This window comes from Aquirufa sp. 5-AUSEE-100C1 (assembly GCF_054558655.1).
This window is the reverse complement of sequence record NZ_JBPXKO010000004.1, coordinates 398,556-422,678: the sequence shown is the minus strand read 5'-3', so window position 1 is coordinate 422,678 and position 24,123 is coordinate 398,556. Positions and strand designations below refer to the sequence as shown.

Genomic DNA, 24,123 nt, shown 5'->3' with positions numbered 1-24,123 from the left:
AGGTTTAATTAAAATTAGAAAGGATCACCGCTGTTTGATGCGCAATCTTTTCATTGTATGTTCGTGCAATGGATTTATAGCGAAATAGGTCGATAATCGTGCCGATCAACAAGAATCCTCCCGTAAAAAAATACAACAAACCCAGGCCGATTCGATCCGTGATGAAACGTTGTAGTCCCGCGAAAAATAGGAATCCCAATAGAGTACATATCAGAATCAAGATGGGGTCCCGACGTTTACCTAAATAAATCGTCATGAATTGGGATTGTTGCTCTTCCGACATTCCATTCAAAATAGGAGATATGTGATTGGCTTCCGCCAAATCAAGACTAGCCACTAAAGGAAGAATCTTCGGGTTCATCAATGAAATAGGTTATTCAAACTGTTAGTTACGAAAATTTCAGATAGCTCGAAAATGATTCCCGGGAAAATTCCGAAAATGATACTCAATATTCCTAATCCGAATAAACTAATCAGTTCCAGCGTTGATAAGTCGTGTAAGTCCCAACTCGTCTCCCGAACGAAGTAACTACCTAAAAATATCTTTTGGAAGGTCCACAACAAATATCCTGCTCCCAACAAAATTCCTAAACCTCCTAAAATCGCATAGATTGGCGTCAAATGCGTGCTTGTAAAGGCTCCCATTAAACTGAAAAATTCCCCAATAAATCCGGAGAATCCCGGTAAACCCAAGGACGCAAAAATGGCTATCCCTGAGATCAGGGTGTACTTTGGCATTTTTGATGCTAGGCCTGAAAAATTATCAATTTGTCGGTTACCCGTGCGGTGATACAAAACTCCCACCATCAAGAATAGGAGGGAGGATAAAATCCCATGGGATAATAACTGGAAGATGGATCCCTGCCAGCCTTCGGGTGTAAAGGAAGCAATTCCCAATAACACAAAGCCCATGTGGGAAACAGACGAATAAGCTACCAATTTCTTCAAATCACTCATGGCCAACGCGTTATAAGCACCATAGATAATGGACAAAACGCCGAGCCCTGCCATGATTGATGATGCCTCAAGCGCCTCGTTCGGGAAGAAAGGAATCGCCATGCGCAACCATCCATAGGCCCCAATTTTCAAGAGCACGCCGGCTAATAAAACCGATATCGGCGTAGGTGCTTCCACGTGTGCATCGGGTAGCCAAGTATGTAAAGGAACCAAAGGTAACTTGATCGCAAAGCCGATGAACAACAACCAGAAGCCCCAGGCTCTGCCGGAAATTCCACCCAATAAAAAGCCGGATTGTGGGCTGAACAAGTTATTCGGTTGGCAATTATTTGCATCACTCAAGGCCTGCAGGTCGAAACTGTGCACGATTTGAATCGGAGCAATTTCGTGTGCAGCTAATGCCGTTTGCATCGACTGCAATGCCTCGATGCCAAAACCTTGATTCACCCCCAGTTTTTGCATGGAAATAGCCGTCTCGTAAGGATCCATGTAGGCAAGTGCGATGCCCAACATCACAATCAGAATAAACAGAGAACCCACAAGCGTGTAAATGAAAAACTTCAAGGACGCATAGTTCTTGCGCGGCCCTCCCCAAATACCGATTAAGAAGTACATCGGCAACAACATAAATTCGAAGAAGATGTAAAACAAGAACATATCCCGCGCCAAGAAACAGCCCATTAATGAAGCATTGAGCAACAAAACCAAGGCATAATAACCCGCTAGTTTCTCCTTGATATCCTCCGAATTCCAAAGGGCCACGAAGCTCACTAAGCCGGTCAACAGAATCAGTCCCAAACTTAAGCCATCAACCCCAATCGCGTATTTGGAGACAAACTGTCCTAAGCTGCCCAAGTTCAAATGGATCCAATCGTGGGATTCGGCTAACTGAAAACCTACTTGCGTGGTATCAAATACCAAGGCAATTTTAGCCAAAAGCAAGAGTTGGATGCCGATCACCCCGATGGCTACGAGCCGCGAGTAGGTGGCACCTAATTTCCCAAACCCGACAAGGAGTGAGGCAATGAGTGGCAAGAGAATGATGTATGATAAGTTTCCCATTAATACAAAAGGTAAATTAGGATGAAAACCACTGTAAAGAATACCCAAAACCAATAACGATGCAATTGGGCGGATTGCCACGTACGTAAGCGTGCCCCCAAGGATTGACTGATGGAGGCAAGCAGGGATACCGAACCATCCACAAGATGGCGGTCGGTCCACGCACTCAAATGTGCCATAATGACTTGTAATTCCGTGAATTTAACCACGATTCGATCCACGATTCGTGCATCAAACCGGTGGACTTTTTGACTAAGATACCAGGCAATTCGGTACAATGATGGCCAAAAAAATCCAAGGAATTGCATATTCGTTTTCGGAATCCAGCGACGCGTCAGGAAGGTAATTCCCAGGCCGGCTATCCAGGAGCCTGCCGTGATGCCCAACCAAAATCCAGGGATGTGATAATTTTCAAGATGAAAAAAGGCCATGAAAACGGAATGCTCGGAATCCATCGGATTCATTGAAATCCAAACGTATAAACTCAAGAAAATCAGTAAACTGATGGGAAGGATTTGAAGCCATTCCGTATGTCCTTTTTCGTACGTATGTCCACCTCGGTTTTGGCCTAAGAAAATGAGGTAGGTTTGTCGGCACATGTAACTCGCCGTCAATACCATACCCAATGCCAGGGCAGCCAACAAGACATAATAATAATTCGCGTAAACACTATGTTCCGCAGATTGCCAAAGGAATCCCGCAATGTTTTCCTTGCTGTAAAATCCGCTGCTCAACGGAATACCCAACATTCCTGCCCCGAAAACCACATAAGCCAGAAAGCTCAAGGGTAATTGTTTGCGCAAGCCGCCCATTTGGTTAAGACTCTGTGCATCTAAGTCATGCGTCGCTTTTTGGTGATGCAAATAATGAATGACCGAACCTGCAGTTAGGAATAACCCGGCTTTGAAAATGCCGTGCGTATACAAATGGAACATGGAGGCACTCGAACCCATTCCTAGCCACATCAGGCCTAACTGGGAGATGGTCGAATAGGCCAAAGCCTTTTTGATGTCATTTTGAAACAAGGCCATGAAAGCACCTGCTACTAGAGAGATAGCCCCGATACTTCCCATGAAAAGATGTGCTTCCTCGCCGATAAATGGAAAGACACGGATGCCCACAAATACCCCGGCTGCTACCATCGTGGCTGCGTGAATCAAAGCCGAAGCGGGTGTCGGGCCCTCCATCGCATCCGGTAACCAAGACATTAAAGGGAATTGCGCCGATTTACCGATGCCACCCATGATCACCGCGATGCCGATCAACGCAGGAGCGGCGCCATGCATTTCGGAAAATAGGCTCGTTCCGAAGTAATTCGACAGGCCAAGCAATCCGAACAATAGGGCGATATCGCCGATTCGGTTGAGTAGAAAGGCTTTTTTGGCGGCCTTGATGGCGGATTCTTTTTGGTGCCAGAAGCTGATTAATAGGTAGGAGCATGCACCCACCAATTCCCATGCGCCGTAGAAAAGATAGGTTTGGTCGGTGAGGACCAACAAGCTCATGGACCCGATGAAGAGGTGTAAATAGGTATAATAGCGACCGATTTTGGGGTCTTCTGCTAAATAGGATTTTGAGAAAATTTGGACGAAGAGCGCGACGATGCTGACGAGCAAGAGCAGTAATTGCGCGGATTTGGTCAGCCAAAAATGGGCACTAATCGTTTTGCCACCGAGGTTAAACCACGGGTAGCTGATGCTACCTTCGGGCTGATGTCCCACTTGGAATGCCAAGTAAGTGAAGATACCTGCCAAAACGATGGAAACCGTCGCCTGTATTTTTTTAGGGAGCAGCGCAATCGCCAAGGCAGATAGCCAAGGGAGTGCAAGCAGCGCTAAAAAAATCGTTTGTACAGGCATAAAATGGATTAAGGTAGCAAAGATAAAATAATCTACTGATTTTGTAGGGAATCAAGCCCAATTATCCGCCAGAAACAGGTGGAATGAGTGCAATTTCCATGCGGGGCTCGATGATGAAATCGGGTTTTGGGAAATGCTGTTCGGCCGCTAAACGTAGGGATGGTAAATTACTCAATTCGGGATAGGTGTTTTTCGTCATGCGTAAGAGCGTTTCGGCATTCACGAGTTCCGGTGTCTCGATGATGATTTCATCTTTTTTTAGGAGATCGCGGCAAATGCCAAAGAGAAGCAGGGTATACGTGGCCATATTTTTCGTAATTTGCGGACTAATGTATAAAGATAATCAACTCTTGGATAATCACGGTCGGCCGATGACGTATTTACGTCTCGCCGTAACGGATCGTTGCAATTTACGTTGTTCGTATTGCATGCCGGCGGAGGGGATTGTCTACATGCCGGAGCGGGAGTTATTGACTTGGGAGGAAATGTCCCGGGTGGTGCGAGTGATGCATGGCATGGGGATTGAGAAGGTTCGGATCACCGGAGGGGAGCCTTTTGTGCGGAATGGATTGATGGATTTTTTGACGGAGATCACGGCTTTGCCAGGCTTGGAGGTTTGTTTGACAAGCAATGGGGTGTTGATTGGGGAGTATATTGGCCAACTGAAATCTTTGGGAATTCGATCGGTGAATTTGAGTTTGGATGCGTTGGATCGGGATCGATTTAAGCAGATTACGCGGCGGGACGATTTTGAGATTGTTTACCATAACCTATTGCGGTTGGTCGAGGAAGGATTCGAGGTGAAGATCAACGCGGTGGTGATGAAGGGTCAGAATGAGCAGGATATTTTGGCCTTGACGGCTTTGACCAAAGATTTGCCCGTTTCAGTACGTTTTATTGAGGAGATGCCATTTAATGGTTCGGGTTTGGTGGAGGGGACGCTTTTTTGGAATCACGAACGGATTTTGAAGGAGATTAAATCGGTTTATCCGGAAGCGAAGGCGATCTTGATGCGAGGGGGCGAGACGGCGAATCGCTATGAGATTCCGGGTCATTTGGGTGATGTGGGGATTATTGCGGCCTTTTCGCGAACCTTTTGTGGGACCTGCAATCGGGTGCGCTTGACGGCGAAGGGTCAGGTGAAGACCTGTTTGTATGATGATGGCGTTTTTGATTTGAAGACGTATCTTCGTGCGGGAGTTTCGGATGAGGAGTTGCGGGAAGTTTTAATGGGATTATACCAAAAGCGGCCTCTGGATGGTTTCGAGGCTGAAAATAATAGAAAGGGCGTTATCAATGAATCGATGACGACGATAGGAGGATAATTATGAGCACATTAGCTGAAATTATTGATGGCTTTGCGAAGCTGAGGGTCATGGTGATCGGGGATCTGATGGTGGATGCCTACACCTGGGGCAAGGTTACCCGTATTTCGCCGGAGGCACCCGTGCCGGTGGTGAATGTCGTGAAACGCGAAAACCGATTAGGCGGTGCGGGAAATGTGGTGTTGAACGTAGCGAGTTTAGGTGCCAAGCCTTTGGTTTTCTCGGTCATTGGTGATGATTCGACGGGTTCTTCGTTGCTGGACATTCTTCGAGAAGCAGGCTTGTCGGTCGACGGAATTATCCAAGAAGCTGGTCGGCCAACTACCGTGAAGGAGCGTGTGATTGCGGGGTCCCAACAACTATTACGTGTGGACTCGGAGACGGAGAAGGCGATTTCTTCGACATCTGTTTCGGCTTTGTTGGCGGCGGTGAAAGCGGCCATTTCCAATGTGGATGTGATTATTTTTGAGGATTACGATAAGGGAGTTTTGAGTGCGGGATTGATTCAGGAGGTGATGGCGCTGGCGAAAGAGGCAGGAATCCCGACGGTGGTGGATCCGAAGAAGAAGAATTTCTTTGCTTATCAGGGGGCGACCTTGTTTAAGCCGAATTTACATGAGTTACGGGATGGTTTGGGCTTGGATTCGTCGGACTTGAGTTCCTTAGCCTTACCGGCGACGGTGAAAAAGTTTAAAGAGTCCCAAAATTTTGAGGGATTATTCGTGACGCTTTCGGAGCGTGGCGTCTATATGGATTTCCGTTCGGAGCAGGTGGCTATCCCAGCGCACATTCGTCAGATTGCGGATGTATCGGGAGCGGGCGATACGGTTATTTCGATTGCGGCTTGTGCCTTAGCGGCAGGAGCGAGTCCAGCGCAAATTGCGGAATTAGCGAATTTAGGCGGAGGCTTGGTGTGTGAGTTTTTGGGCGTGGTGCCGATTGGGGTGAATTTGCTGAAGAGGGAGGCAAGCGCGTTGTAGAGACGCGATACTTCGCGTCTTTTTTTGTTTTTGTAGAGACGCGATACTTCGCGTCTTTTTTGTTTTGTAGAGACGCGATACTTCGCGTCTTTTTTTGTTTTGTAGAGACGCGATACTTTGCGTCTTTTTTTGTTTTTGTAGAGACGCGATACTTCGCGTCTTTTTTTGTTTTGTAGAGACGCGATACTTCGCGTCTTTTTTTGTTTTTGTAGAGACGCGATACTTCGCGTCTTTTTTTGTTTTTGTAGAGACGCGATACTTCGCGTCTTTTATTTTAGACGCGAGGTATCGCGTCTCTACATTGTTTTTTAGACGCGAGGTATCGCGTCTCTACATTGTTTTTCAGACGCGAAGTATCGCGTCTCTACATTAGGATACCCACGCCGTGAATTCAATCTCCACTTTATATTGCGGAGCAATCAGCGCCGAGATTTCATAGATTCCCGTTGTCGGTTTTATATCCCCAAAAAAGTATGCATGTGCACGGGCGATTTCCAAATTTTGAGAGATATCTGTTGTGAAGATTCGTGTACGAACGACATCATTTAACGACGAACCTGCTTCTTCCAATACGACCGCGATGCGCTCAATGATGTTGTAGGTTTGTGCATAGAAGTCATCAGCCGTAACTTTTTCTGCATCGATTAGTGCGACAGTTCCTGAGATTTCTAATAGGTTGCCTGTTTTTACCGCGCGGCAATAGCCGAAGGTGTCTTCAAATGGGGAACCGGATGAGATGTTAAGTCTTTGTGACATATTTTTATGTTGGATTATTATGTTTTTTGTAGAGACGCGATAATTCGCGTCTTTTTTTGTTTTTGTAGAGACGCGATACTTCGCGTCTTTTTTATTTCAGACGCGAGGTATCGCGTCTCTACATTGTTTTTTCAGATGCGAGGTATCGCGTCTCTGCATAGTTTTTTCAGACGCGAGGTATCGCGCGGTTTGTATTAATAGACGCGAAGTATCGCGTCTCTACATTATTCATACGCGAGGTATCGCGTGGTTTGTATTAATAGACGCGAGGTATCGCGTCTCTACATAGAAGAATCGCGTCTTTACTTTAAATTTACAATCTTTTCCCATAACTCCGGCTTCGCGTGGCGAACCACTTCGCCGATCACGATGATGGCAGGATTACGAAGGTCCTCTTTTTTAGCCAAATTTTCAAGTTCTGCGGCCGTCGATATACCAATGCGCTGATTGGCCATGGTTCCATTTTGGATGATGGCTGCTGAGATTTCACCTTTGCCGAACTCTTGGCATAAAGTAGCAATTTCACCTAATTTATTCATCCCCATGAGAATGACTAAAGTCGCTGAGGATTGCAAGCCGAGTTTCAAGTCTTCCGACAAGCTACCGTCTGATTTGGTACCCGTCATTACCCAAAAACTCTCATTTACGCCACGTACTGTCAGGGGAATATCTGCCGCGCCCGCAGCTGCATAGGAGGAGCTGATGCCAGGAACATATCCTGTCAATAATCCAAATGAACGTGCGTATTCGATTTCCTCTTGACCTCTTCCGAAGACAAAGGGATCGCCGCCTTTCAAACGAACGACATGTCCTAAGGCATAGGCCTTTTCGACAATTAATTCGTTGATGGCTGCTTGCGAATGGCTCTCGCCCGGTTTCTTGCCCACGTAAATTTGTTCGCAGGATTCGGAACAATGCTCCAATAAACTTTTGTCGACCAAGGCATCGTACAAGACCGCCTGTGCCGAGGCAATCGCTTTGATGGCCTTCAAGGTGATCAATTCCGGATCACCAGGGCCTGCTCCTACCACGGTTAAGCGAGGTTGCGGTTCTAATTTTCTGAAATGACTTAAATTTTTCATGCGATGGCTTGGCGGAATGTAGTGGCAGCGTTTAGGAAGTTCTGTGCTTGCGCCGCAAATTGACGCGCAAAGGCCTCCGATGGCTCGTTTTGGTTAATTTGTAACACCAATTCAGGGAATGTTGGCGCCTCGATTTCAAATTCACCCGCCGCAACGAAATGTTCCTCGAACTTGTTGATGACCGCATTTTGGTTGGCAACGGTCACCGACTTATCCAATAGCAACGCTTTGGCCGCTGAAATGAATACCGAATAAGCATGGTAGATGGCATCCGCCCAGCGCTTGTCTTCCAAAGCCGCGGTGGTCCATTCGTATTTTTCTTCGGATTCGAACAACAAGGTCGCAACCAAATCAATCATCACACCGGCACATTCACCCACCCCGATTTCCGTGGCGAAAGTATCCGTCGCACCCCAATCGATGAAGTCTGAATCCACCAAGGTGGTCAAATCTGCAATCGGTTTTAACAAGTTGTAGAAATATTTCTCCCCTTGGCGATCGTAATATTCGTGGAAGTATTCACCCTCGTTGGCGTTTTCTTCGAAGTTGTTCAATAAGACACGTAAGACTTCCGGTCCTCTTTTGGAAGGAACCTTGATAACCTTGTCGGCGATACGACCCTCTCCATTTCCAAGCGTCGCTCCGCCGATCAAGACCTGCAAAGCTGGCAAAACACGCTTGTCGGCGGCCTTCAACGAAGAACCGTGGAATCCGATGGACGCCATGCTGTGTTGGCCACAGGCATTCATACAACCCGAAATCTTGATTTTCATTGCTGAATCGTGAATCAAGGCAGGGAATTCCTCATTGATCACCTCCTCTAATTTTGAGGTAATATGCGTCGAATCCGAAATCGCCAAATTACAGGTATCCGTTCCCGGACATGCCGTAATATTCGCGATGGAATTCGCACCCGGTGCAGCTAGGCCGTGGGCATTTAATACTTGGAAAACATAAGGCAAGTTGGCCGTCGGCACAAACTTCAACATCAATCCTTGGTTGATCGTAATTCGAATATCATCACCGATGTATCCCTTCAACGCCTCGATTAAGGAACGGGATGTGTCGCTGGAAATGTTACCATTCAGGATTCGTACGTAAACCGCGTGGAATCCTTTTTGCTTTTGTTCAAAGGTGTTTGTGTCCAACCAGGTTTGGTATTCCGCCGTTTCCGGTGCTTTGATGTCTGCTTTCAATGATGGTTCTGCAACTTCCCACGCGGATGCATCCGCAATCGCGAAGCTGTGATTTTTCAAGGCTTTGGTTTCGGCATTCACCAAATTCATGAATTCCTCAAAACCGATTTTTTGGATCAAGAATTTCATGCGGGCCTTGTGGCGGGAATTACGCTCGCCGTGGCGATCGAAAACCCGTAAAACCGATTCAATGAAAGGGATTACTTGGTCTTCGGCTAGGAATTCGTAGGCGGTATGGGCCAACATCGGTTGAGCCCCCAAACCACCACCCACCACGACTTTAAATCCGCGGGTTCCGTTTTGGATTTTGGGAATAAAACCTACATCATGTAGATACGCGAGTGATGTATCTTCTTCGGTGTTGGAGAAGGACATCTTGATCTTACGGCCCATTTCTTGGCAGATGGGGTTGCGTAGGAAGTAACGGAAGGCAGCATCTGCATGCGGGCTTACGTCAAAAAGTTCTTTCGGGTCGATGCCGGACGTGGGAGAGGCGGTGATGTTACGCACCGTGTTTCCGCAGGCCTCGCGCAAGGTGATATCGTCTTGTTCCAATTTCGCCCAAAGTTCCGGTGTGCGGTCTAGGGAAACGAAGTGGATTTGAATGTCTTGACGGGTGGTCAGGTGCAAGTTTCCCGTTGAATATTCGTCGGAAATATCCGCGATACGCTTCCATTGGTGGAATTGAATCTTGCCGTAGGGCAATTTGATGCGGACCATTTGAACGCCTTGTTGGCGCTGGCCATACACCCCACGAGCCAGACGAAGGCTTCTGAATTTTTCCTCGTGAATTTCACCAGCTTTGAATTGGGCGATTTTTTTGGCCAAATCCAGGATATCTTTTTCAACCAGTGGGTTTTCTATCTCAGAGCGGAAACTTTGCATATTGGGTAAGTTAAACGTATTAAGTCTATATGATATATAGAGTATTAGGCAAAAGTAAGGCAAAACGTTTTTATTGCCAAAGAATTTTTATATTCGTTTCTAAATTTTTTTACAATGAAATCAATATTGACTGGATTGCTCTTGATGAGTTTTATGGGGCTTTATGCACAGAAGCCTACGATGGAAATTCAAGGTGTGGAAGTGGTGAAGACTGCGCACGTGATGAATGTGGCGGGGAAGTCTTTGGCCTATACGGCTTACACGGGTTACATGCACATGAAGGCGGATACGGGGAAGGTGTTGGCCAAAATCTTTTTTACCTATTACCAAAAGGATGGGGAAGATGCGGCGAAACGTCCAGTTACTTTTACGTTTAACGGCGGTCCGGGTTCCGCGTCCTTGTGGTTGCACATGGGTGGCGTGGGTCCGAAGCGTGTGGTTTTGAAGGAGGATGGTACTGCGACGGCGCCACCTTATACATACATAAACAATGAATATGGCTGGTTGGACAAAACGGATTTGGTATTCATCGATCCGGTATCCACCGGTTTTTCACGCGCGGTGGGCCAGGATGCGAGTAAATACCATGGCTATGTGGAGGATATTAATTCAATTGGGTCTTTTGTGACGAATTTCTTAAGTCGTTATGAGCGTTGGTCATCGCCGAAGTTTTTAGCGGGGGAGAGTTATGGCACGACGCGTGCGGCGGGCTTGGCGAAGCATTTGCAGGATCGTCATCGGATTTACATCAATGGGGTGATTTTGATTTCGGCCGTGTTGAATTTTGGGACGAATGATTATGCAATTGGGAATGACTTACCGCGGGCTTTGTATGTGCCATCGTATACGGCGGCGGCTTGGTATCACAAGAAATTGAGTCCGGCATTGCAGGCGCGTCCTTTGGCGGATATCTTGAAGGAGTCAGAGGCTTGGTCGATTGGCGAATATGCGTCAGCCTTGATTAAGGGCGGATGGATGTCGGCGACCGAGAAGGATGCCATCGCGACTAAACTGGCGTATTGGACGGGTTTGTCGAAGGAATTGTGTTTGCAGGCCAACTTACGTGTGGACGAGAATCGTTTTTATAAGTCTTTGCGTCGTGGCGATGGTCTGACGGTGGGTCGTTTAGATGCGCGATTTACGGGACGGGATTTGGATGATGCGGGGGAGTATGTGGAGTTTGATCCGTCGTTTGCGAATATTGATGGGCCGTTTACGTCGACGGTCAATGATTATTTACAAAAGGAATTGAAGTTCAAGGAGGAGAAGGTGTACAATGTGTTTGGCGACGTGTATCCATGGTCGTACAAGAATGTGCAGAATAAGTATTTGAATGTAGCGGAGAGTTTGCGGGATGCGATGGCGAAGAATCCGGCGCTGAAGGTGTATTTGGGCTGTGGTTATTATGATTTCGCGACGCCGTATTTCACGGCCTTGTACGACATCGAGCACATGTTCTTACGTCCGGAGCAACGGAGCCGTGTGGACATCAAGATGTACGAGTCGGGCCACATGTACTACATCCACAAACCTTCCTTAATTCAATTCAAAAAGGATATCGATAGCTTTTTCGATTCTTCGAAATAAGTCGTAGTTTTGCAGTCCATTCAGAGGGGTGTCCGAGTGGTTTAAGGAGCACGCTTGGAAAGCGTGTGTAGGTCTCAAGCTTACCGAGGGTTCGAATCCCTTCCCCTCTACAAAGCCTTCCGGTGTGAGCTGGGAGGCTTTTTTCATAGGGGGCGAGAAATGCACCGGTGTGATTGATCGACCCCTATGAAAAAAACAGTATTCGCTCAACGAATACTGTAGGCTTTGTGCAAGATGCCCTTTGCGGATGACAGCGAAGTGAAACGGAGCTGTCACTCCCCCCCCCCTCTACAAAGCCTTCCAGTGTGAGCTGGGGGGCTTTTTTCATAGGGTTGGGGTATTGTGCTTGTGGAGGTGATTCGTTAACTAGTAACTTTAAAACACTGAAAAGGAAATAATTATCTTACTCATACGTTACCTTATTTTTTGATAATTAAACCTGTTTACTACGTTTCCAACAAGTCCAATGACCAAAACTGTCGCCGTTTTACTACTATTTTTTGTCGCCCTGATGGGTTTTTTAGTCTATTTTACAAAAAAGACGGAAAGGAAAAAGGCCGCAGCTCGAGACCCTTGGGAACTCGCCAAATCCTATGATGTTCGCGGTTTGGACTTATCTCATTGGAACGGTAAAGTTCTCTACGATGGCTTGGACTCCTTGGACTTTGTGTTCCTCAAAGTTAGTGAAGGGGATAATCGAGTGGATGACACCTTTGATCAGCATTACAAGGCCTTCCGCGAACGCGATATTCCCGTGGGAGCCTATCATTTTTTTCGATTTGATGTGGATGGCAAGGAGCAGGCGAGGCATTTCATTCGCCAATTAGACGGCCGCCGCTTGCAGCTTCCGCTGGTGATCGATGTGGAGCAGCATGGCAACCGATATGTGGAACATACGAAGGTCAGGAAGCGCTTGCATGCCTTTATGATGGAACTCAAAAAACATAGCAATCACAAGCCGATCATTTACACGAATGGGGATGGCTACCGTGACTTTATTGAGGAAGAATTCGGGAATCACACTCTATGGTTAAGCTCCACCAATACGTGGCGACCTGCCATGATGGATTGTACCTTTTGGCAATTCAATATTGACGCCGACCTGATGGCGATTACGCATCGGGCGGATTTAAATGTTTTTCGGGGGAGTCGGGAAGAGTGGGAAGAATACCTTCAGGAACATAAGCCTTATGTTGTATCAATGAATTGATAATCGGTTCATTAGCCTTGTAGTATATACCAAAAATATATACCTTTAGAAAAAAAAACGATGAAAACTTTATCGCTCAAATTGGATGATCATATTTTTGATGAGACAGAGGAAATAACGGCACAATTGCATTTGGCAAGGAATCGTTACATCAATGAAGCCGTTAATATGTACAATCTCGTACAAAAGCGGAGATTGCTAAAAAAAGTATTGGCCAATGAATCCGCTTTGGCTACGTCCGAGTCAATGGATATATTACGGGAGTTTGAAGCGCTCAGCGATGGAAATTAGGCAATTTGATATTTGGCTAGCCAATCTGAATCCAAGCAAAGGAACCGAGCCGGGTAAAACAAGACCCGTTGTTGTGGTGCAAACGGATTTATTAAATGATACGCATTTGTCCACCCTCATTTGTCCTTTGACAACCAATGTCCAACCAAAATTGGAATACTTGCGTGTGCATTTATCAAAGGGCCAATTGGAATCATTAAGTGATGTGCTCGTAGATCAAGTTCGTGCCATTGATAATACGCGATTTATATCAAAATTGGGGCGCTTGACTCAAAATCAACAGATAAAGCTCAAGGCTAATCTGAGAATTATGCTTGATTTGTAATCAGAAATTTGAAACTTACACAAATATCCTAAACCTATCCCCATGAAAAAACTATGTATCCTCTTGCTTTTAGCAAGCTTCGCCTCCCATGCCCAATGGATCGACCTATTCAATGGCCAAGACCTCAATAACTGGAAAATCAGCGAAAACCCCGCCTCCTTCCACATTGAAAACGGTGAGCTCATCGTCAACGGCAACCGAGGTCACCTTTTCTACAATGGCTACACGCCCAAAAATTTCGAAGTACATGCCCGCGTCAAGACCTATGCCGGTGCCAATTCCGGTCTCTATGTTTGTACAAAATTCCTAGAAAACGATTGGCCTAAACAAGGCTATGAGATTCAGGTGAATAATTCGCATACCGACTGGCGTCGCACCGCATCCGTTTACGGAATCGTGGACACTAAGGAAACCTATGTGAAAGACGAGGAATGGTTTGACCTAAACGTCATCGTTCAAGGAAATCACATCACCACCAAAATCAACGGCAAAACCATTATCGATTATACGGAACCGGCTGAGCGCACGAATGGCAGCGACCCACGGAAAGTTCAAGCGGGTACGATTGCCATTCAAGCACACGATCCAAAAAGCAAGGTTGTGTATAAGCAAATTCAAATCAAGGAAATCAAATGATGACCCAAGCCGATTTTAAACCCCTCCTCAAACACGGAAAAGTTTTTGTGTTGGATGTGCGCGATCAAAAAGATTTCGATGAAGGTCATATTCCTTGGGCAAAGCATATCCCCTTGAAAGATTTAGCCAAGCGCATCCATGAATTGCCCACCAATAAACCCATCATTACCGTTTGCGGTAAAGGGGGAGGACGCTCTGCGGAGGCCGCGGCGATGATTCCGGGGGCCGACTGGCTGGAAGGCGGGACGAATGCCTATTTTGGAGAATAAAAAAAGAGGAGCTTTATCGAGCTCCTCTTTCCTTTTTATAAATCGACTGCCTCGCCGTAGGCCGCTTCCGTCGCGCCTTTGAAGGCCTCGGAAATGGTTGGGTGAGGGTGAACCGACTTCATGATTTCGTAGGCTGTGCTTTCCAACTTGCGAACGACAACCGCTTCAGCGATCAATTCGGTCACGTTGTAACCAATCATGTGAGCACCTAATAATTCACCGTATTTGGCGTCATAAATTACCTTCACAAAACCATCGCGCGCTCCGGCTGCTGTTGCCTTACCCGATGCCACGAATGGGAATTTACCTACTTTGATATCATATCCTGCCTCGATGGCTTTCTTCTCTGTCATTCCCACAGAAGAAATCTCCGGCGTGCAATACGTACATCCTGGAATGTTTGAGTAATCCAACGCTTCCGTCTTGTGACCCGCGATCTTCTCCACACAGATGATACCCTCTGCCGATGCCACGTGTGCTAATGCTGGACCCGGAGTTACGTCACCAATCGCATAATAGCCTGGGATATTCGTTTCGTACCAAGCGTTCACCGGAATACGTCCTTTGTCAACGATGATTCCTACTTCCTCTAAACCGATGTTCTCCAAATTGCAGATAACACCCGCCGCAGAAAGTACGATGTCACATTGAATATCTTGATTGCCCGTTGGCGTTTTCACGCTCACTTTGCAACCTTTTCCTTTGGTATCCACCGACTCCACGCTGGATGAAGTCAAGATCTCAATACCCATTTTCTTGTATTGCTTCGCCAATTCCTTCGAAACATCTTCATCCTCTACGGGAACGATGTTTGGCATAAATTCCACGATCGTTACTTTCGTTCCCATCGCCGCATATACATAAGCAAATTCCACACCAATCGCACCGGAACCGATGATCACCATCGAATCAGGACGCTTTTCCAAGCTCATCGCCTTGCGGTACTCGATTACTTTTTCACCATCAATTGGGATATTTGGCAAGGCACGCGCACGTGCACCGGTCGCAATCATGATATTTTTTCCTTCGTAAACCGTCGCTTTTCCATCGGCATCCGTCACTTCCACCTTTTTACCGGGTTGGATCTTACCGAATCCCATGATCACGTCGATCTTGTTTTTCTTCATCAAAAACTGAACGCCTTTACTCATGCTGTCGGCAACCCCACGTGAACGCGCGATCACGGCAGAGAAATCAGCTTCGGCTCCTTTTACGGTAATTCCGTAATCAGATGCATGCTTGATGTATTCAAATACATTCGCAGATTTCAATAATGCTTTGGTCGGGATACATCCCCAGTTTAGGCAGATTCCTCCCAAAGATTCCTTCTCCACGACTGCACATTTTAAACCTAATTGAGAAGCTCGGATAGCTGCTACATAACCCCCTGGGCCTGAGCCTACCACGATCAAATCGTATTGTTGCGCCATTTTATTGCTTGATTTAAATGAATGAGGCCGCAATTTAGTACAAAATCGGGTATATTTGTACTTTAATTAGCAGAAATCCACATGACAAGAGACAGGTTCAATGACCTGAAAGCCAGAATAGAGGCTTTAAGGAGGTATCTTTGACTACGATCATAAGAAATATTTAATCTCCGAACTGGAGACCGTCACGCTCGACCCTGAGTTTTGGAACAATCCGGAAAAGGCTGAAAGTACCATGCGGGAAATGCGCGGGCTGAAGTTTTGGACGGATGGATTCGACCAACTGTCCCGCGGGCAAGACGATTTAGAAACCATCTGGGAATTTTATGAAATGGGGGAGGCTATGGAATCCGAAGTGGATGCCGAAGGAGCTAAACTCGAAACCATGCTCGAATCCCTCGAGTTCCGAAAAATGATGTCCGAAGAAGGGGATAACATGAGTGCCGTTTTGGAGATTAATGCCGGTGCCGGTGGGACCGAATCCCAAGACTGGGCATCCATGTTGCTGCGCATGTACCACATGTGGGCGGAAAAAAATGGGTTCAAAGTTCGTTTGGTCGATGAGAACGCCGGGGATGTTGCCGGTATCAAATCCGTGACCATCGAAGTGGATGGGGAATTTGCCTACGGGAATTTGAAATCAGAAAACGGTGTTCATCGCCTGGTTCGGATTTCTCCGTTTGATTCCAATGCGCGTCGTCATACCTCGTTTGCATCGGTTTATGTTTGCCCTTTGGCGGATGATTCAATTGAAATTGATATTAATCCGGCCGACATCGATTGGGATACTTTCCGCTCGGGTGGGGCAGGGGGACAGAATGTCAATAAAGTAGAGACGGCGGTTCGTTTGACCCACAAACCTTCCGGGATTATCATTGCCTGTCAGCAGGAGCGCTCGCAATTGCAGAATAAAGAAGTTGCCTTGCGACTTTTGAAATCGAAGTTATATCAAATTGAAATCGATAAGCGGAACGCAGCCCGTGCCGAAGTGGAGGCGGGTAAGAAGAAAATCGAGTGGGGTTCTCAAATCAGATCCTATGTACTGGATGATCGTCGGGTGAAAGATCATCGGACCAACTACCAAACTTCGAATACGGAAGCCGTATTGGATGGGGATATCAATGAGTTTATTAAGGCTTATTTGATGGAGAATTAGCAAACGTACCTTTGGCAATCCTCCTCAGGTTTGCCAAAGGTAGTGCTGGGGAAACAAAAACCTTATTCTTTAACTGAATCTTCTTCGAGCTTTCTCAAATATTCAACTAATTGATCTTTCGCGAGAGATAATGCGATTCCGACTGCGTATGAGGTGATTGCATTCCCTAAAAAAGAAGATTCTTTCTTCTCGGATTTCTTCTCCGGCTTATCGCTGGATAATAACGAATACAATAAATAGGCACCTGCAACAACGGCACCGGCAACTAGGATTTGGGTGCCTTTTTCTTTGGCAACCTGCTTGATGTCGGCGATTGATTCACCTATTTTATCTTCGTAATTAGCGGCTTCCGCCTCTAATTGTGCTTTCTTATTCTTTATCTGACTCATCCTCGGTAATGTCTTCTTCTACAATTTCTTCTTCTGATTCAATCTCTTCAGTGGGCTTACGAAAACTAGCCATCATAATCCCCCCCACGATGAAACAAGCTCCAGAAACGATTAAATGTCCCCAAAATGGACTGCCTAAATAATCATTTATCAGATTAGCGATTCCATGTAATAGGAACAAAACGCCGATACCTAAGGCGAATGCCAAAATGATGAATTTAACCAATCGTTCCAATAGGGCCTCTAAACGCTCTTGAATATCGAGTTTAACGAGTTCAAATTGCGTTTTTAGGTAGTTTTTTAATAAATCGACCAAGCCGTTATTGTCGAAAAATCCCATCTAGCGTTGTTTTAATTTGGCCTCAATCGAATGTTGCGTATGTGGCACTAAACGTAAACGTTCTTTGGAAATCAATTTGCCTGTATCGATGCAAACTCCATACGTTCCGTTTTTGATACGCATCAATGCATTCTCAAGGTTTTTGGCGAATTTTTGTTGGCGTACGGCCAACTGATTCATGCTCTCTTTTTCTTGGGTATCCGCTCCATCCTCCATCACTTTCGAGTTGCCCGAGGTGTCGTCCGTTCCTGGATCATTTTTTTTACTCAAAGCCGCGCGTAAGTATTTTAATTCCGCGTTTGTCTCTTCTAATTTCCCTTTGATGATTGCTTCGAACTCTTTTAATTCTTCTGCTGAATAACGATTCTTCTCTTCCGTCGCCATAATTGTTACTAGGTTTAATCCTCAGAACTTAAATTTATAATTGATTGATTTTCAGCACCTTACTGAATACTCTTCGTTCTGTTTTACAAAGATAATTTTATTGCCCAATTTTGTATGCTGATTCATATAAAATCTACGACAAATTTTTAATCAGTTGATTTTGAGCTCTTTGCGCCATTGAATCCATCCCCGAATCGCCATTAGAACGAAGACAAAATAGAGCCCCGCGGTCATCCATAAACCGTTCACTAAATACATAGCCACATAGGCGCAGTCTACGAATATCCAGAGTACCCAGTTTTCAATTCTCCTTTTAGAAGCCCAGTAGGTCCCAACTAAACTCAGGCCCGTCAAGCTCGCATCCCAATAGGGGCTTTTCGCTTGCGCCGTATAGTTTTCATGAAAATAACCCGCCCCAGCTCCGTAAAGTCCAGCGATCACTATGCCAATGACTATAAATAGTAGCGAACTTTTTTCGGGTCTCCAAGTTGACTCGACATTTCTCCATTGGTACAATCCATAAACTCCCATGATGATGAATAGCCCATGTAATTCCATATCCGAATATAGCCCTGCCTGATAAAAAACAACCATATAGATACTTGAGGCAATGATATTCCAAACCCAGGCGACCCAGTGGCGCTGGCTCGAAAAATAGACTCCGAGCAGGGAAGTGATTATACCGGCTGCCTCAATCATTTGGCTTGGTTTTTAGCATAATAGGCACAGAAATGGGTAATGCTGCAGGCCGAACATTTTGGAGTTCTGGCCAAGCAAATGTAACGTCCATGCAAAATCAACCAATGATGCGCACGTGGAATAATATCATCCGGCAAGTGTTTAATTAGGGCTAATTCTACTTTCAGGGGCGTTTTCGCAGAGGCAGGAACTAATCCCAATCGTTTGGAAACTCGAAATACATGCGTATCGACCGCCATGGCCGGTTGGTTGTAAATCACCGAGGCTATCACATTGGCTGTCTTGCGACCCACTCCGGGTAGTGTTTGTAGATCTTCCAAGGTTTCAGGAACCTTGCCATTGAATTGATCCACTAATTTTTGCCCAAGACCCAAAAGATGTTTGGCCTTGTTGTTGGGGTAGGAAACCGAACGGATATACGAAAATATTTCATCCACACTGGATTCCGAAAGTGCCTTCGCGTCAGGAAATCGATGGAAAAGGGTAGGCGTTACTTGATTAATACGCTTGTCGGTACACTGCGCCGAAAGCACGACAGCCACCAATAATTCATAGGGATTGCTGTAATGCAATTCCGTTTCCGCCTCCGGAAAGGAGCTGGAAAAATGAGAAATAAAAGCTTGAAATCGTTCCTTTTTAAGCATCATGTTGATTTTGATGCAAAATAAGAAACAATTTCAAGATTAAGATTGAATCGACTCGCGGTGTTTGGAATATTCCAAAATACGATCAATCACGCGCTCAGACGGTGCCACATAGGCCTGGTCCAAGGCATTTTGTACCTGCTGTAGGGATGCAATCTCCGACTGCTCCGCTGAATTGAAAGTGTGTTGGGTGCCTACAAAAGGCTCATACAGATTTTTAATCAGGTCATTTGGGGTAAAGCTTTGCGTCATAGGCAATCTCTTGTTTGTTTAGCATTTTCCTCAGGTTAATCAGCGCATAACGCATTCTTCCCAAGGCCGTATTGATGCTAACGCCAGTTTGGTCCGCAATCTCCTGAAAACTTAAGTCTTCATAATGTCGCATGACCAATACCTCACGTTGCTCATCAGGTAATTTTTTTATCATTTCTCGAATGTTCTCCACTTGATCCGCCTTCATTTGCTGCTCCTCCGCCGAGTCCTCTGCAAAATCAAAGCTGTTGAAAACCTTCGAGCCATCTTCCAATACAATCGTCGGATACCGTTTATCCTTCCGAAAATGATCAATCGCCATGTTATGTGCGATGCGAAGAATCCAGGGTAAAAATTTCCCTTCTTCGTTGTAGCGGCCCGACTTGATCACGTCGATCGCCTTAATATATGCTTCTTGCATCAAGTCTTCCGCAATGTAGCGGTCCTTGACGATCAAGTAAATGGTTGTATACACTTTGGATTTACTACGTTTGACCAATGTCTCAAACGCTTTATCGTCCCCTTGGATGTACGCTGATAATAAAGCCGCATCGCTAACCTGAATTTTAATCATAAAACTTCAAAATTGTTAACGTAGAGGTTTATCTCATATTGTGTCTCCTATCGATTTTGTGGGCGAATTGTTTTATTTCTGTCTTGATGACCTCCCAAATGTAGCCAAAACTTTTTTAAATCAAAATGGTTTTAAACACAAACGTGACAAAATTTTAGCAAAAATCTTATCTTTTTTGGTATTTAGCGAAGGGCATTTCCGAAATTCCGTAGCTTTGTACTCACATCTAAACAATACATTTCCCATGAAAAAAATCTTATCAATTGCCTTCGTCATTTGTGCCGCAACTGCTCAGATGTTCGCGCAAGCTATACCCGCTGACTATGCAGGTACCTTTAAATTATCTGAAAATCCTTACGTAAAAACAGTCACGATTTCTGTAAAAGATAGCAAAGTAATCATGTCGGCCGAAGGTTTTCCCGATGCTGAATTAGCCCCTGGAAAAAATGCCGATGAGTTTGCCTTGGAATCCATGGGTGGAACCGTTGCCTTTGTTCGTGAGGCGGGTGCCGTAAAAGGAATTAAAATCGAGGCACAAGGTCAAGTTTTGACGGGACAAAAAGAAGGCGGTTCAGCTTTGAGTGATTATGTGGCGACCTTTAAAATGGCCGACAATGAATACGTAAAGAAAATTGTTATTGCCATGAAAGACGGTCAATTAGCCTTGAGCTCGGATGCGAATCCTGCGGAAGGTGCCGTTTTGAAGCCTAGTAACGAAAAAGATACTTTCTCTGCGACCATTCAAGGTTACGATGCGGATGTGATTTTCTCGCGTGCTGCAGGAAAAGTTACGACAATCAAGCTCTCTGTAGCGGGTGGTCAAGTAGTTTTAACCGGCGATCGCGAATAATTTGATAAATGGCTAGGTTCCCTGATAGAGCCTAGCCATTTATTTTAATGCTCTTTTGTATAGCTGGATCGTATTCTCTAATCCATAATACAAAGCATCACACACCAAGGCATGGCCGATCGACACCTCATCCAAAGGTGCCACATTGGCCTTAAAGAATGCCAAATTATCCAAACTCAAGTCATGTCCTGCATTGATTCCTAGCCCCAATTGGCTAGCACGAAATGCAGCTTTTCGGTAAGCCGAAACCGCCTGCGTCGGATTCTCAAAAAACTGTTCCGCATAGGGTTCCGTATATAATTCGATGCGATCCGTCCCCGTTGTCGAAGCCGCTTCCACCATCTCCAATACTGGATCCACAAAGATGGAAGTTCGGATTCCGGCATCCTTAAACTTGGCGATTAAGGCTTGCAATAATCCTTGATGTTGGATCGTATCCCAGCCATGATTCGAGGTAATCTGCCCCAAAGCATCCGGGACCAACGTAACTTGCTCGGGTTTGACCTCCAATACCAATTCCACAAAAGAAGCCTCCATCGGATTCCCCTCAATGTTAAATTCCGTCGTCACAACTTCTTTTAACTCCCTCACATCCGAATAACGAATGTGACGCTCATCGGGTCTCGGATGAACGGTGATTCCCTCCGCCCCAAAGCGTTCACAATCCAAAGCCACCTGGATCACATTCGGATTATTCCCCCCACGTGAATTTCGCAAGGTGGCAATCTTATTGATATTGACACTGAGTCTAGTCATAGCAAAAAAAAGGCCGGTTCAACCGGCCCTGGGATTAAATTAAGTTATGTGCCGCAAGGTACTCTGCAATCTGAACCGCATTGGTCGCTGCTCCCTTACGAAGATTGTCGGCAACAATCCATAAGTTCAAGGTATTCTTCTGCGTTTCATCCCGACGGATACGTCCCACAAACACCTCATCCTTACCATGTGCCGTGATGGGCATTGGATAAACAAAATTCTTTGGATCGTCTTGAACGATGATTCCTTCTTCCTTCTCCAAAATCGCACGCACCTCCGCTAAATCAAAATCGTTTTCAAATTCGATATTCACCGACTCCGAGTGTCCGCCGATCGTCGGGATACGTACCGTCGTCGCCGTCACCTGAATCGAATCATCCATCATGATTTTCTTGGTCTCCAAGATCATCTTCATCTCCTCCTTCGTATACCCATTCTCTAAGAATACATCGATATGAGGCAATACGTTCAAGTCAATCTTATGCGGATACACTTTGTTGTAATCCGTCTTCCCAGCACGCTCATCAAATAATTGATCCACCGCTGCTTTTCCTGTTCCTGTCACCGACTGATACGTCGAAACCACCACACGCTTGATTTTGTATTTCTTGTGCAATGGATTCATCACCACGACCATTTGGATCGTCGAGCAGTTTGGATTCGCAATGATTTTATCTTCAGGAGTCAAGGTGCTTGCATTGATTTCCGGAACTACCAATTTCTTGCTTGGGTCCATCCGCCAAGCCGATGAGTTATCTACTACCGTAATTCCTGCCGCCGCGAATTTCGGAGCCATTTCCAAAGATGTTCCTCCACCCGCCGAAAAAATAGCCACATTCGGTTTCATGGAAATTGCTGTCTCATAACCTACCACGTCAAATTCCTTTCCTTTGAAAGCAATCTTTTTACCGATGGAGCGCTCTGACGCGACCGGAATAATTTCAGTGACAGGAAAATTTCTTTCCGCTAATACTTTCAAGATTTCGCCGCCAACCAATCCCGTGGCGCCTACAACAGCAACTTTCATGTTTATTTGAATTAAAAATTATACTTCCAGTTCAGTGCCAATGTCGCTCCTTGTGCGCCATGGGTCTTCATTTCAATGCTCAGCTTAGGTTGTTCACCCACCAAACGATTGTACCTTGTTAAAGCACGTTTCAAGTGCCGCATACTGATGGTTCCCACATATACGTTGACCAATGCCGCCGTACCAATCGTCGAAAAATAAAACCCATCCGACACATGGCCTGGTTTCAACAAGGAATAAAATGAAACCCCCAGCCCCACACTCGATATCCAAGTCATCAATTTTCGCTGCTGTTTGAATTTATTAAACTCAAAACTTACGTCGGGATCTTTGGACTCCAACAAAGGAATCTGCAATGCCAACGGATTTTCAATGACCTGACGCTTATAAACGTACTTATTACTTAGACCTTGTTGGATCTGCTCAATCGGGAAAAGTCGCTCCGTCGTATTTCCCTGCCCCCAAGAATGATGGGTAATGCAAAAGAATGCCAAAAGGAGTAATTGCCTGATTTTCACGAATCAAACGAGGTTTTATAGCCTGCAAAATTAGGGCTTAAATTCTGAATCGAAAGGATTTTTTTGATAAAATCCATCAAAATAGTGGATGGCAATCGGGGAAATACACAAATCAAGCGGAACATCATGCACATCCACATCCTGAATTTGCGTTAACGGTTCATCCAAACACAAACCAATCTTCAAAACATCCGGTCTGCACATCGGTAAAAAACGATCGTAATATCCCTTCCCATAGCCGACCCGATTTCCTTTTTCATCAAAGGCTAACAAGGGAATAATTACCCAATCAATGTCTTTCGGTGAAATTTCCTGATGCTGTTTTGGGTCTGGCTCCGCTATGCCCAAGGATGATTCGATTAAAGGAATCTGAGGGTCATGTAAATAAGCGGCTAATTGATGCTCGTCCTGCCTGACCAGGGGCAAAGCCATTTGGTGCCCCAAATTCACCAATGTTTCATTGATACGCTCCGTCGAAACCTCCCGCTTCTTGGCGATGGATTGAAAACTCATGATTGTCAACGGCGCTTGGAACTGTGTCACAAAATCCATGAACTCCATCTGAAGAGATTCATTGAGTAGGTTGAACAAGCGCTCCGACCAGTTTTTTCGTCGGGCCAAGGCGAGCGGACGGATGCGGGATTTGTTCATGACGTTGACCTAAGATTTTCGGTATTTTTTCTT

Annotated in this window: 29 protein-coding genes and 1 tRNA gene; 11 read left to right on the top strand and 19 right to left on the bottom strand. The window is 45.6% G+C overall.

All coding sequences use genetic code 11. The annotated features are described in order from the left end of the window. Nucleotides 1–4: 4 nt before the first annotated feature. The 4 genes from ACMH5P_RS11620 to ACMH5P_RS11605 form a co-directional block, all read right to left on the bottom strand. Nucleotides 5–361, bottom strand: a complete 357-nt coding sequence (locus tag ACMH5P_RS11620; RefSeq protein WP_459494538.1) for a TM2 domain-containing protein — start codon at nt 359–361, stop codon at nt 5–7. Continuing rightward, a complete protein-coding gene (locus ACMH5P_RS11615) occupies nt 361–2,019 on the bottom strand; it encodes a complex I subunit 4 family protein (RefSeq protein ID WP_459494537.1) in 1,659 nt (552 codons plus the stop codon). The genes ACMH5P_RS11620 and ACMH5P_RS11615 overlap by 1 nt, the downstream gene beginning before the upstream one ends. Next, nucleotides 2,019–3,878 carry an NADH-quinone oxidoreductase subunit 5 family protein gene (locus tag ACMH5P_RS11610; protein ID WP_459494536.1) on the bottom strand — a complete coding sequence of 620 codons (1,860 nt, stop codon included), beginning with the start codon at nt 3,876–3,878 and terminating at the stop codon, nt 2,019–2,021. Before ACMH5P_RS11610 ends, ACMH5P_RS11615 begins: the two co-directional genes overlap by 1 nt. Before the next feature lie 61 nt (nt 3,879–3,939). Beyond that, a complete protein-coding gene (locus ACMH5P_RS11605; protein WP_459494535.1) occupies nt 3,940–4,185 on the bottom strand; it encodes a MoaD/ThiS family protein in 246 nt (81 codons plus the stop codon). A gap of 22 nt (nt 4,186–4,207) precedes the next feature. Here ACMH5P_RS11605 and moaA point away from each other — a divergent pair, with 22 nt between their 5' ends. Both moaA and ACMH5P_RS11595 read left to right on the top strand, forming a co-directional pair. Beyond that, nucleotides 4,208–5,203 carry a GTP 3',8-cyclase MoaA gene (gene moaA, locus ACMH5P_RS11600; protein WP_459494534.1) on the top strand — a complete coding sequence of 332 codons (996 nt, stop codon included), beginning with the start codon at nt 4,208–4,210 and terminating at the stop codon, nt 5,201–5,203. A gap of 2 nt (nt 5,204–5,205) precedes the next feature. Further along, the gene (locus tag ACMH5P_RS11595) at nt 5,206–6,183 is read left to right on the top strand and encodes a bifunctional heptose 7-phosphate kinase/heptose 1-phosphate adenyltransferase (protein ID WP_459494533.1); all 978 of its coding nucleotides are present in this window, start codon (nt 5,206–5,208) and stop codon (nt 6,181–6,183) included. 369 nt (nt 6,184–6,552) lie between these two features. Here the strand turns inward: ACMH5P_RS11595 and ACMH5P_RS11590 are convergent, their stop codons facing one another. The 3 genes from ACMH5P_RS11590 to ACMH5P_RS11580 form a co-directional block, all read right to left on the bottom strand. Next, nucleotides 6,553–6,939 (bottom strand): RidA family protein, encoded by a 387-nt coding sequence (locus tag ACMH5P_RS11590; protein ID WP_459494532.1) that lies wholly within the window; start codon nt 6,937–6,939, stop codon nt 6,553–6,555. A gap of 302 nt (nt 6,940–7,241) precedes the next feature. Continuing rightward, entirely contained in the window at nt 7,242–8,021 is a 780-nt protein-coding gene (gene cobA, locus ACMH5P_RS11585; RefSeq protein WP_459494531.1) for a uroporphyrinogen-III C-methyltransferase, read from the bottom strand. Continuing rightward, entirely contained in the window at nt 8,018–10,102 is a 2,085-nt protein-coding gene (locus tag ACMH5P_RS11580; protein ID WP_459494530.1) for a nitrite reductase, read from the bottom strand. The genes cobA and ACMH5P_RS11580 overlap by 4 nt, the downstream gene beginning before the upstream one ends. Nucleotides 10,103–10,216: 114 nt before the next feature. Between ACMH5P_RS11580 and ACMH5P_RS11575 the strand changes: the two genes are divergently transcribed. The 7 genes from ACMH5P_RS11575 to ACMH5P_RS11545 all read left to right on the top strand — a co-directional run bounded on the left by ACMH5P_RS11575 (nt 10,217) and on the right by ACMH5P_RS11545 (nt 14,420). Then, nucleotides 10,217–11,689 carry a S10 family peptidase gene (locus tag ACMH5P_RS11575; RefSeq protein ID WP_459494529.1) on the top strand — a complete coding sequence of 491 codons (1,473 nt, stop codon included), beginning with the start codon at nt 10,217–10,219 and terminating at the stop codon, nt 11,687–11,689. Between the two features lie 22 nt (nt 11,690–11,711). Next, nucleotides 11,712–11,799 (top strand) — tRNA-Ser (locus tag ACMH5P_RS11570). Nucleotides 11,800–12,155: 356 nt separating this feature from the next. Further along, nucleotides 12,156–12,899 carry a glycoside hydrolase family 25 protein gene (locus tag ACMH5P_RS11565; RefSeq protein ID WP_459494528.1) on the top strand — a complete coding sequence of 248 codons (744 nt, stop codon included), beginning with the start codon at nt 12,156–12,158 and terminating at the stop codon, nt 12,897–12,899. 60 nt (nt 12,900–12,959) lie between these two features. Continuing rightward, nucleotides 12,960–13,190, top strand: a complete 231-nt coding sequence (locus ACMH5P_RS11560) for a hypothetical protein (RefSeq protein ID WP_459494527.1) — start codon at nt 12,960–12,962, stop codon at nt 13,188–13,190. Beyond that, nucleotides 13,180–13,515, top strand: a complete 336-nt coding sequence (locus ACMH5P_RS11555) for a type II toxin-antitoxin system PemK/MazF family toxin (RefSeq protein ID WP_459494526.1) — start codon at nt 13,180–13,182, stop codon at nt 13,513–13,515. Before ACMH5P_RS11560 ends, ACMH5P_RS11555 begins: the two co-directional genes overlap by 11 nt. A 42-nt stretch (nt 13,516–13,557) precedes the next feature. Further along, the gene (locus tag ACMH5P_RS11550) at nt 13,558–14,151 is read left to right on the top strand and encodes a 3-keto-disaccharide hydrolase (protein WP_459494525.1); all 594 of its coding nucleotides are present in this window, start codon (nt 13,558–13,560) and stop codon (nt 14,149–14,151) included. Next, nucleotides 14,148–14,420, top strand: coding sequence for a rhodanese-like domain-containing protein (locus ACMH5P_RS11545; protein WP_459494524.1), 273 nt, complete (start codon nt 14,148–14,150; stop codon nt 14,418–14,420). Before ACMH5P_RS11550 ends, ACMH5P_RS11545 begins: the two co-directional genes overlap by 4 nt. Nucleotides 14,421–14,455: 35 nt before the next feature. On the opposite strand, the gene lpdA is transcribed toward ACMH5P_RS11545, so the two are convergent. Continuing rightward, nucleotides 14,456–15,850 carry a dihydrolipoyl dehydrogenase gene (lpdA, locus tag ACMH5P_RS11540; RefSeq protein ID WP_459494523.1) on the bottom strand — a complete coding sequence of 465 codons (1,395 nt, stop codon included), beginning with the start codon at nt 15,848–15,850 and terminating at the stop codon, nt 14,456–14,458. 81 nt (nt 15,851–15,931) lie between these two features. Here lpdA and prfB point away from each other — a divergent pair. Next, nucleotides 15,932–17,006, top strand: a protein-coding gene (gene prfB / locus ACMH5P_RS11535; protein WP_459494522.1) for a peptide chain release factor 2 whose coding sequence is annotated in 2 segments (ribosomal slippage) — nt 15,932–15,991 and nt 15,993–17,006 — 1,074 coding nt in all. Because the reading frame shifts where the segments join, the coding sequence is not laid out codon by codon here. A 62-nt stretch (nt 17,007–17,068) separates the two neighbouring features. On the opposite strand, the gene ACMH5P_RS11530 is transcribed toward prfB, so the two are convergent. From ACMH5P_RS11530 to ACMH5P_RS11500, 7 genes are all read right to left on the bottom strand, one after another. Then, entirely contained in the window at nt 17,069–17,395 is a 327-nt protein-coding gene (locus ACMH5P_RS11530; RefSeq protein ID WP_459494521.1) for a hypothetical protein, read from the bottom strand. Further along, complete coding sequence (locus ACMH5P_RS11525) at nt 17,376–17,735, bottom strand: phage holin family protein (protein WP_459494520.1); 360 nt, start codon at nt 17,733–17,735, stop codon at nt 17,376–17,378. The genes ACMH5P_RS11530 and ACMH5P_RS11525 overlap by 20 nt, the downstream gene beginning before the upstream one ends. Continuing rightward, the gene (locus ACMH5P_RS11520) at nt 17,736–18,119 is read right to left on the bottom strand and encodes a TraR/DksA family transcriptional regulator (protein ID WP_459494519.1); all 384 of its coding nucleotides are present in this window, start codon (nt 18,117–18,119) and stop codon (nt 17,736–17,738) included. 150 nt (nt 18,120–18,269) lie between these two features. Then, nucleotides 18,270–18,818 carry a nicotinamide riboside transporter PnuC gene (gene pnuC, locus ACMH5P_RS11515; protein WP_459494518.1) on the bottom strand — a complete coding sequence of 183 codons (549 nt, stop codon included), beginning with the start codon at nt 18,816–18,818 and terminating at the stop codon, nt 18,270–18,272. After that, nucleotides 18,815–19,462, bottom strand: coding sequence for an endonuclease III (gene nth, locus ACMH5P_RS11510; protein WP_459494597.1), 648 nt, complete (start codon nt 19,460–19,462; stop codon nt 18,815–18,817). The genes pnuC and nth overlap by 4 nt, the downstream gene beginning before the upstream one ends. 39 nt (nt 19,463–19,501) lie before the next feature. Then, nucleotides 19,502–19,714, bottom strand: coding sequence for a hypothetical protein (locus ACMH5P_RS11505; protein WP_459494517.1), 213 nt, complete (start codon nt 19,712–19,714; stop codon nt 19,502–19,504). Next, a complete protein-coding gene (locus ACMH5P_RS11500; RefSeq protein WP_459494516.1) occupies nt 19,689–20,288 on the bottom strand; it encodes an RNA polymerase sigma factor in 600 nt (199 codons plus the stop codon). Before ACMH5P_RS11500 ends, ACMH5P_RS11505 begins: the two co-directional genes overlap by 26 nt. Nucleotides 20,289–20,532: 244 nt before the next feature. Here ACMH5P_RS11500 and ACMH5P_RS11495 point away from each other — a divergent pair, with 244 nt between their 5' ends. Continuing rightward, nucleotides 20,533–21,138 carry a hypothetical protein gene (locus ACMH5P_RS11495; RefSeq protein WP_459494515.1) on the top strand — a complete coding sequence of 202 codons (606 nt, stop codon included), beginning with the start codon at nt 20,533–20,535 and terminating at the stop codon, nt 21,136–21,138. 39 nt (nt 21,139–21,177) lie between these two features. On the opposite strand, the gene ACMH5P_RS11490 is transcribed toward ACMH5P_RS11495, so the two are convergent. Genes ACMH5P_RS11490 through ACMH5P_RS11475 form a run of 4 tightly spaced genes read right to left on the bottom strand, consistent with a single transcriptional unit; the run spans nt 21,178 to nt 24,090 of the window. Further along, complete coding sequence (locus tag ACMH5P_RS11490; RefSeq protein WP_459494514.1) at nt 21,178–21,894, bottom strand: pyridoxine 5'-phosphate synthase; 717 nt, start codon at nt 21,892–21,894, stop codon at nt 21,178–21,180. A 34-nt stretch (nt 21,895–21,928) separates the two neighbouring features. Next, nucleotides 21,929–22,921 (bottom strand): aspartate-semialdehyde dehydrogenase, encoded by a 993-nt coding sequence (locus ACMH5P_RS11485; RefSeq protein WP_459494513.1) that lies wholly within the window; start codon nt 22,919–22,921, stop codon nt 21,929–21,931. Nucleotides 22,922–22,932: 11 nt separating this feature from the next. Further along, nucleotides 22,933–23,439, bottom strand: coding sequence for a hypothetical protein (locus ACMH5P_RS11480; protein ID WP_459494512.1), 507 nt, complete (start codon nt 23,437–23,439; stop codon nt 22,933–22,935). A 30-nt stretch (nt 23,440–23,469) separates the two neighbouring features. Then, complete coding sequence (locus tag ACMH5P_RS11475) at nt 23,470–24,090, bottom strand: 5-formyltetrahydrofolate cyclo-ligase (RefSeq protein ID WP_459494511.1); 621 nt, start codon at nt 24,088–24,090, stop codon at nt 23,470–23,472. Between the last annotated feature and the right edge of the window lie 33 nt (nt 24,091–24,123).

What these genes read in the sequence shown, in the direction of transcription:
- ACMH5P_RS11620 (WP_459494538.1), bottom strand. Translation starts at nt 361, where the DNA reads ATGAACCCGAAGATTCTTCCTTTAGTGGCTAGTCTTGATTTGGCGGAA.
- ACMH5P_RS11615 (WP_459494537.1), bottom strand. Translation starts at nt 2,019, where the DNA reads ATGGGAAACTTATCATACATCATTCTCTTGCCACTCATTGCCTCACTC.
- ACMH5P_RS11610 (WP_459494536.1), bottom strand. Translation starts at nt 3,878, where the DNA reads ATGCCTGTACAAACGATTTTTTTAGCGCTGCTTGCACTCCCTTGGCTA.
- ACMH5P_RS11605 (WP_459494535.1), bottom strand. Translation starts at nt 4,185, where the DNA reads ATGGCCACGTATACCCTGCTTCTCTTTGGCATTTGCCGCGATCTCCTA.
- moaA (WP_459494534.1), top strand. Translation starts at nt 4,208, where the DNA reads ATGTATAAAGATAATCAACTCTTGGATAATCACGGTCGGCCGATGACG.
- ACMH5P_RS11595 (WP_459494533.1), top strand. Translation starts at nt 5,206, where the DNA reads ATGAGCACATTAGCTGAAATTATTGATGGCTTTGCGAAGCTGAGGGTC.
- ACMH5P_RS11590 (WP_459494532.1), bottom strand. Translation starts at nt 6,939, where the DNA reads ATGTCACAAAGACTTAACATCTCATCCGGTTCCCCATTTGAAGACACC.
- cobA (WP_459494531.1), bottom strand. Translation starts at nt 8,021, where the DNA reads ATGAAAAATTTAAGTCATTTCAGAAAATTAGAACCGCAACCTCGCTTA.
- ACMH5P_RS11580 (WP_459494530.1), bottom strand. Translation starts at nt 10,102, where the DNA reads ATGCAAAGTTTCCGCTCTGAGATAGAAAACCCACTGGTTGAAAAAGAT.
- ACMH5P_RS11575 (WP_459494529.1), top strand. Translation starts at nt 10,217, where the DNA reads ATGAAATCAATATTGACTGGATTGCTCTTGATGAGTTTTATGGGGCTT.
- ACMH5P_RS11565 (WP_459494528.1), top strand. Translation starts at nt 12,156, where the DNA reads ATGACCAAAACTGTCGCCGTTTTACTACTATTTTTTGTCGCCCTGATG.
- ACMH5P_RS11560 (WP_459494527.1), top strand. Translation starts at nt 12,960, where the DNA reads ATGAAAACTTTATCGCTCAAATTGGATGATCATATTTTTGATGAGACA.
- ACMH5P_RS11555 (WP_459494526.1), top strand. Translation starts at nt 13,180, where the DNA reads ATGGAAATTAGGCAATTTGATATTTGGCTAGCCAATCTGAATCCAAGC.
- ACMH5P_RS11550 (WP_459494525.1), top strand. Translation starts at nt 13,558, where the DNA reads ATGAAAAAACTATGTATCCTCTTGCTTTTAGCAAGCTTCGCCTCCCAT.
- ACMH5P_RS11545 (WP_459494524.1), top strand. Translation starts at nt 14,148, where the DNA reads ATGATGACCCAAGCCGATTTTAAACCCCTCCTCAAACACGGAAAAGTT.
- lpdA (WP_459494523.1), bottom strand. Translation starts at nt 15,850, where the DNA reads ATGGCGCAACAATACGATTTGATCGTGGTAGGCTCAGGCCCAGGGGGT.
- ACMH5P_RS11530 (WP_459494521.1), bottom strand. Translation starts at nt 17,395, where the DNA reads ATGAGTCAGATAAAGAATAAGAAAGCACAATTAGAGGCGGAAGCCGCT.
- ACMH5P_RS11525 (WP_459494520.1), bottom strand. Translation starts at nt 17,735, where the DNA reads ATGGGATTTTTCGACAATAACGGCTTGGTCGATTTATTAAAAAACTAC.
- ACMH5P_RS11520 (WP_459494519.1), bottom strand. Translation starts at nt 18,119, where the DNA reads ATGGCGACGGAAGAGAAGAATCGTTATTCAGCAGAAGAATTAAAAGAG.
- pnuC (WP_459494518.1), bottom strand. Translation starts at nt 18,818, where the DNA reads ATGATTGAGGCAGCCGGTATAATCACTTCCCTGCTCGGAGTCTATTTT.
- nth (WP_459494597.1), bottom strand. Translation starts at nt 19,462, where the DNA reads ATGCTTAAAAAGGAACGATTTCAAGCTTTTATTTCTCATTTTTCCAGC.
- ACMH5P_RS11505 (WP_459494517.1), bottom strand. Translation starts at nt 19,714, where the DNA reads ATGACGCAAAGCTTTACCCCAAATGACCTGATTAAAAATCTGTATGAG.
- ACMH5P_RS11500 (WP_459494516.1), bottom strand. Translation starts at nt 20,288, where the DNA reads ATGATTAAAATTCAGGTTAGCGATGCGGCTTTATTATCAGCGTACATC.
- ACMH5P_RS11495 (WP_459494515.1), top strand. Translation starts at nt 20,533, where the DNA reads ATGAAAAAAATCTTATCAATTGCCTTCGTCATTTGTGCCGCAACTGCT.
- ACMH5P_RS11490 (WP_459494514.1), bottom strand. Translation starts at nt 21,894, where the DNA reads ATGACTAGACTCAGTGTCAATATCAATAAGATTGCCACCTTGCGAAAT.
- ACMH5P_RS11485 (WP_459494513.1), bottom strand. Translation starts at nt 22,921, where the DNA reads ATGAAAGTTGCTGTTGTAGGCGCCACGGGATTGGTTGGCGGCGAAATC.
- ACMH5P_RS11475 (WP_459494511.1), bottom strand. Translation starts at nt 24,090, where the DNA reads ATGAACAAATCCCGCATCCGTCCGCTCGCCTTGGCCCGACGAAAAAAC.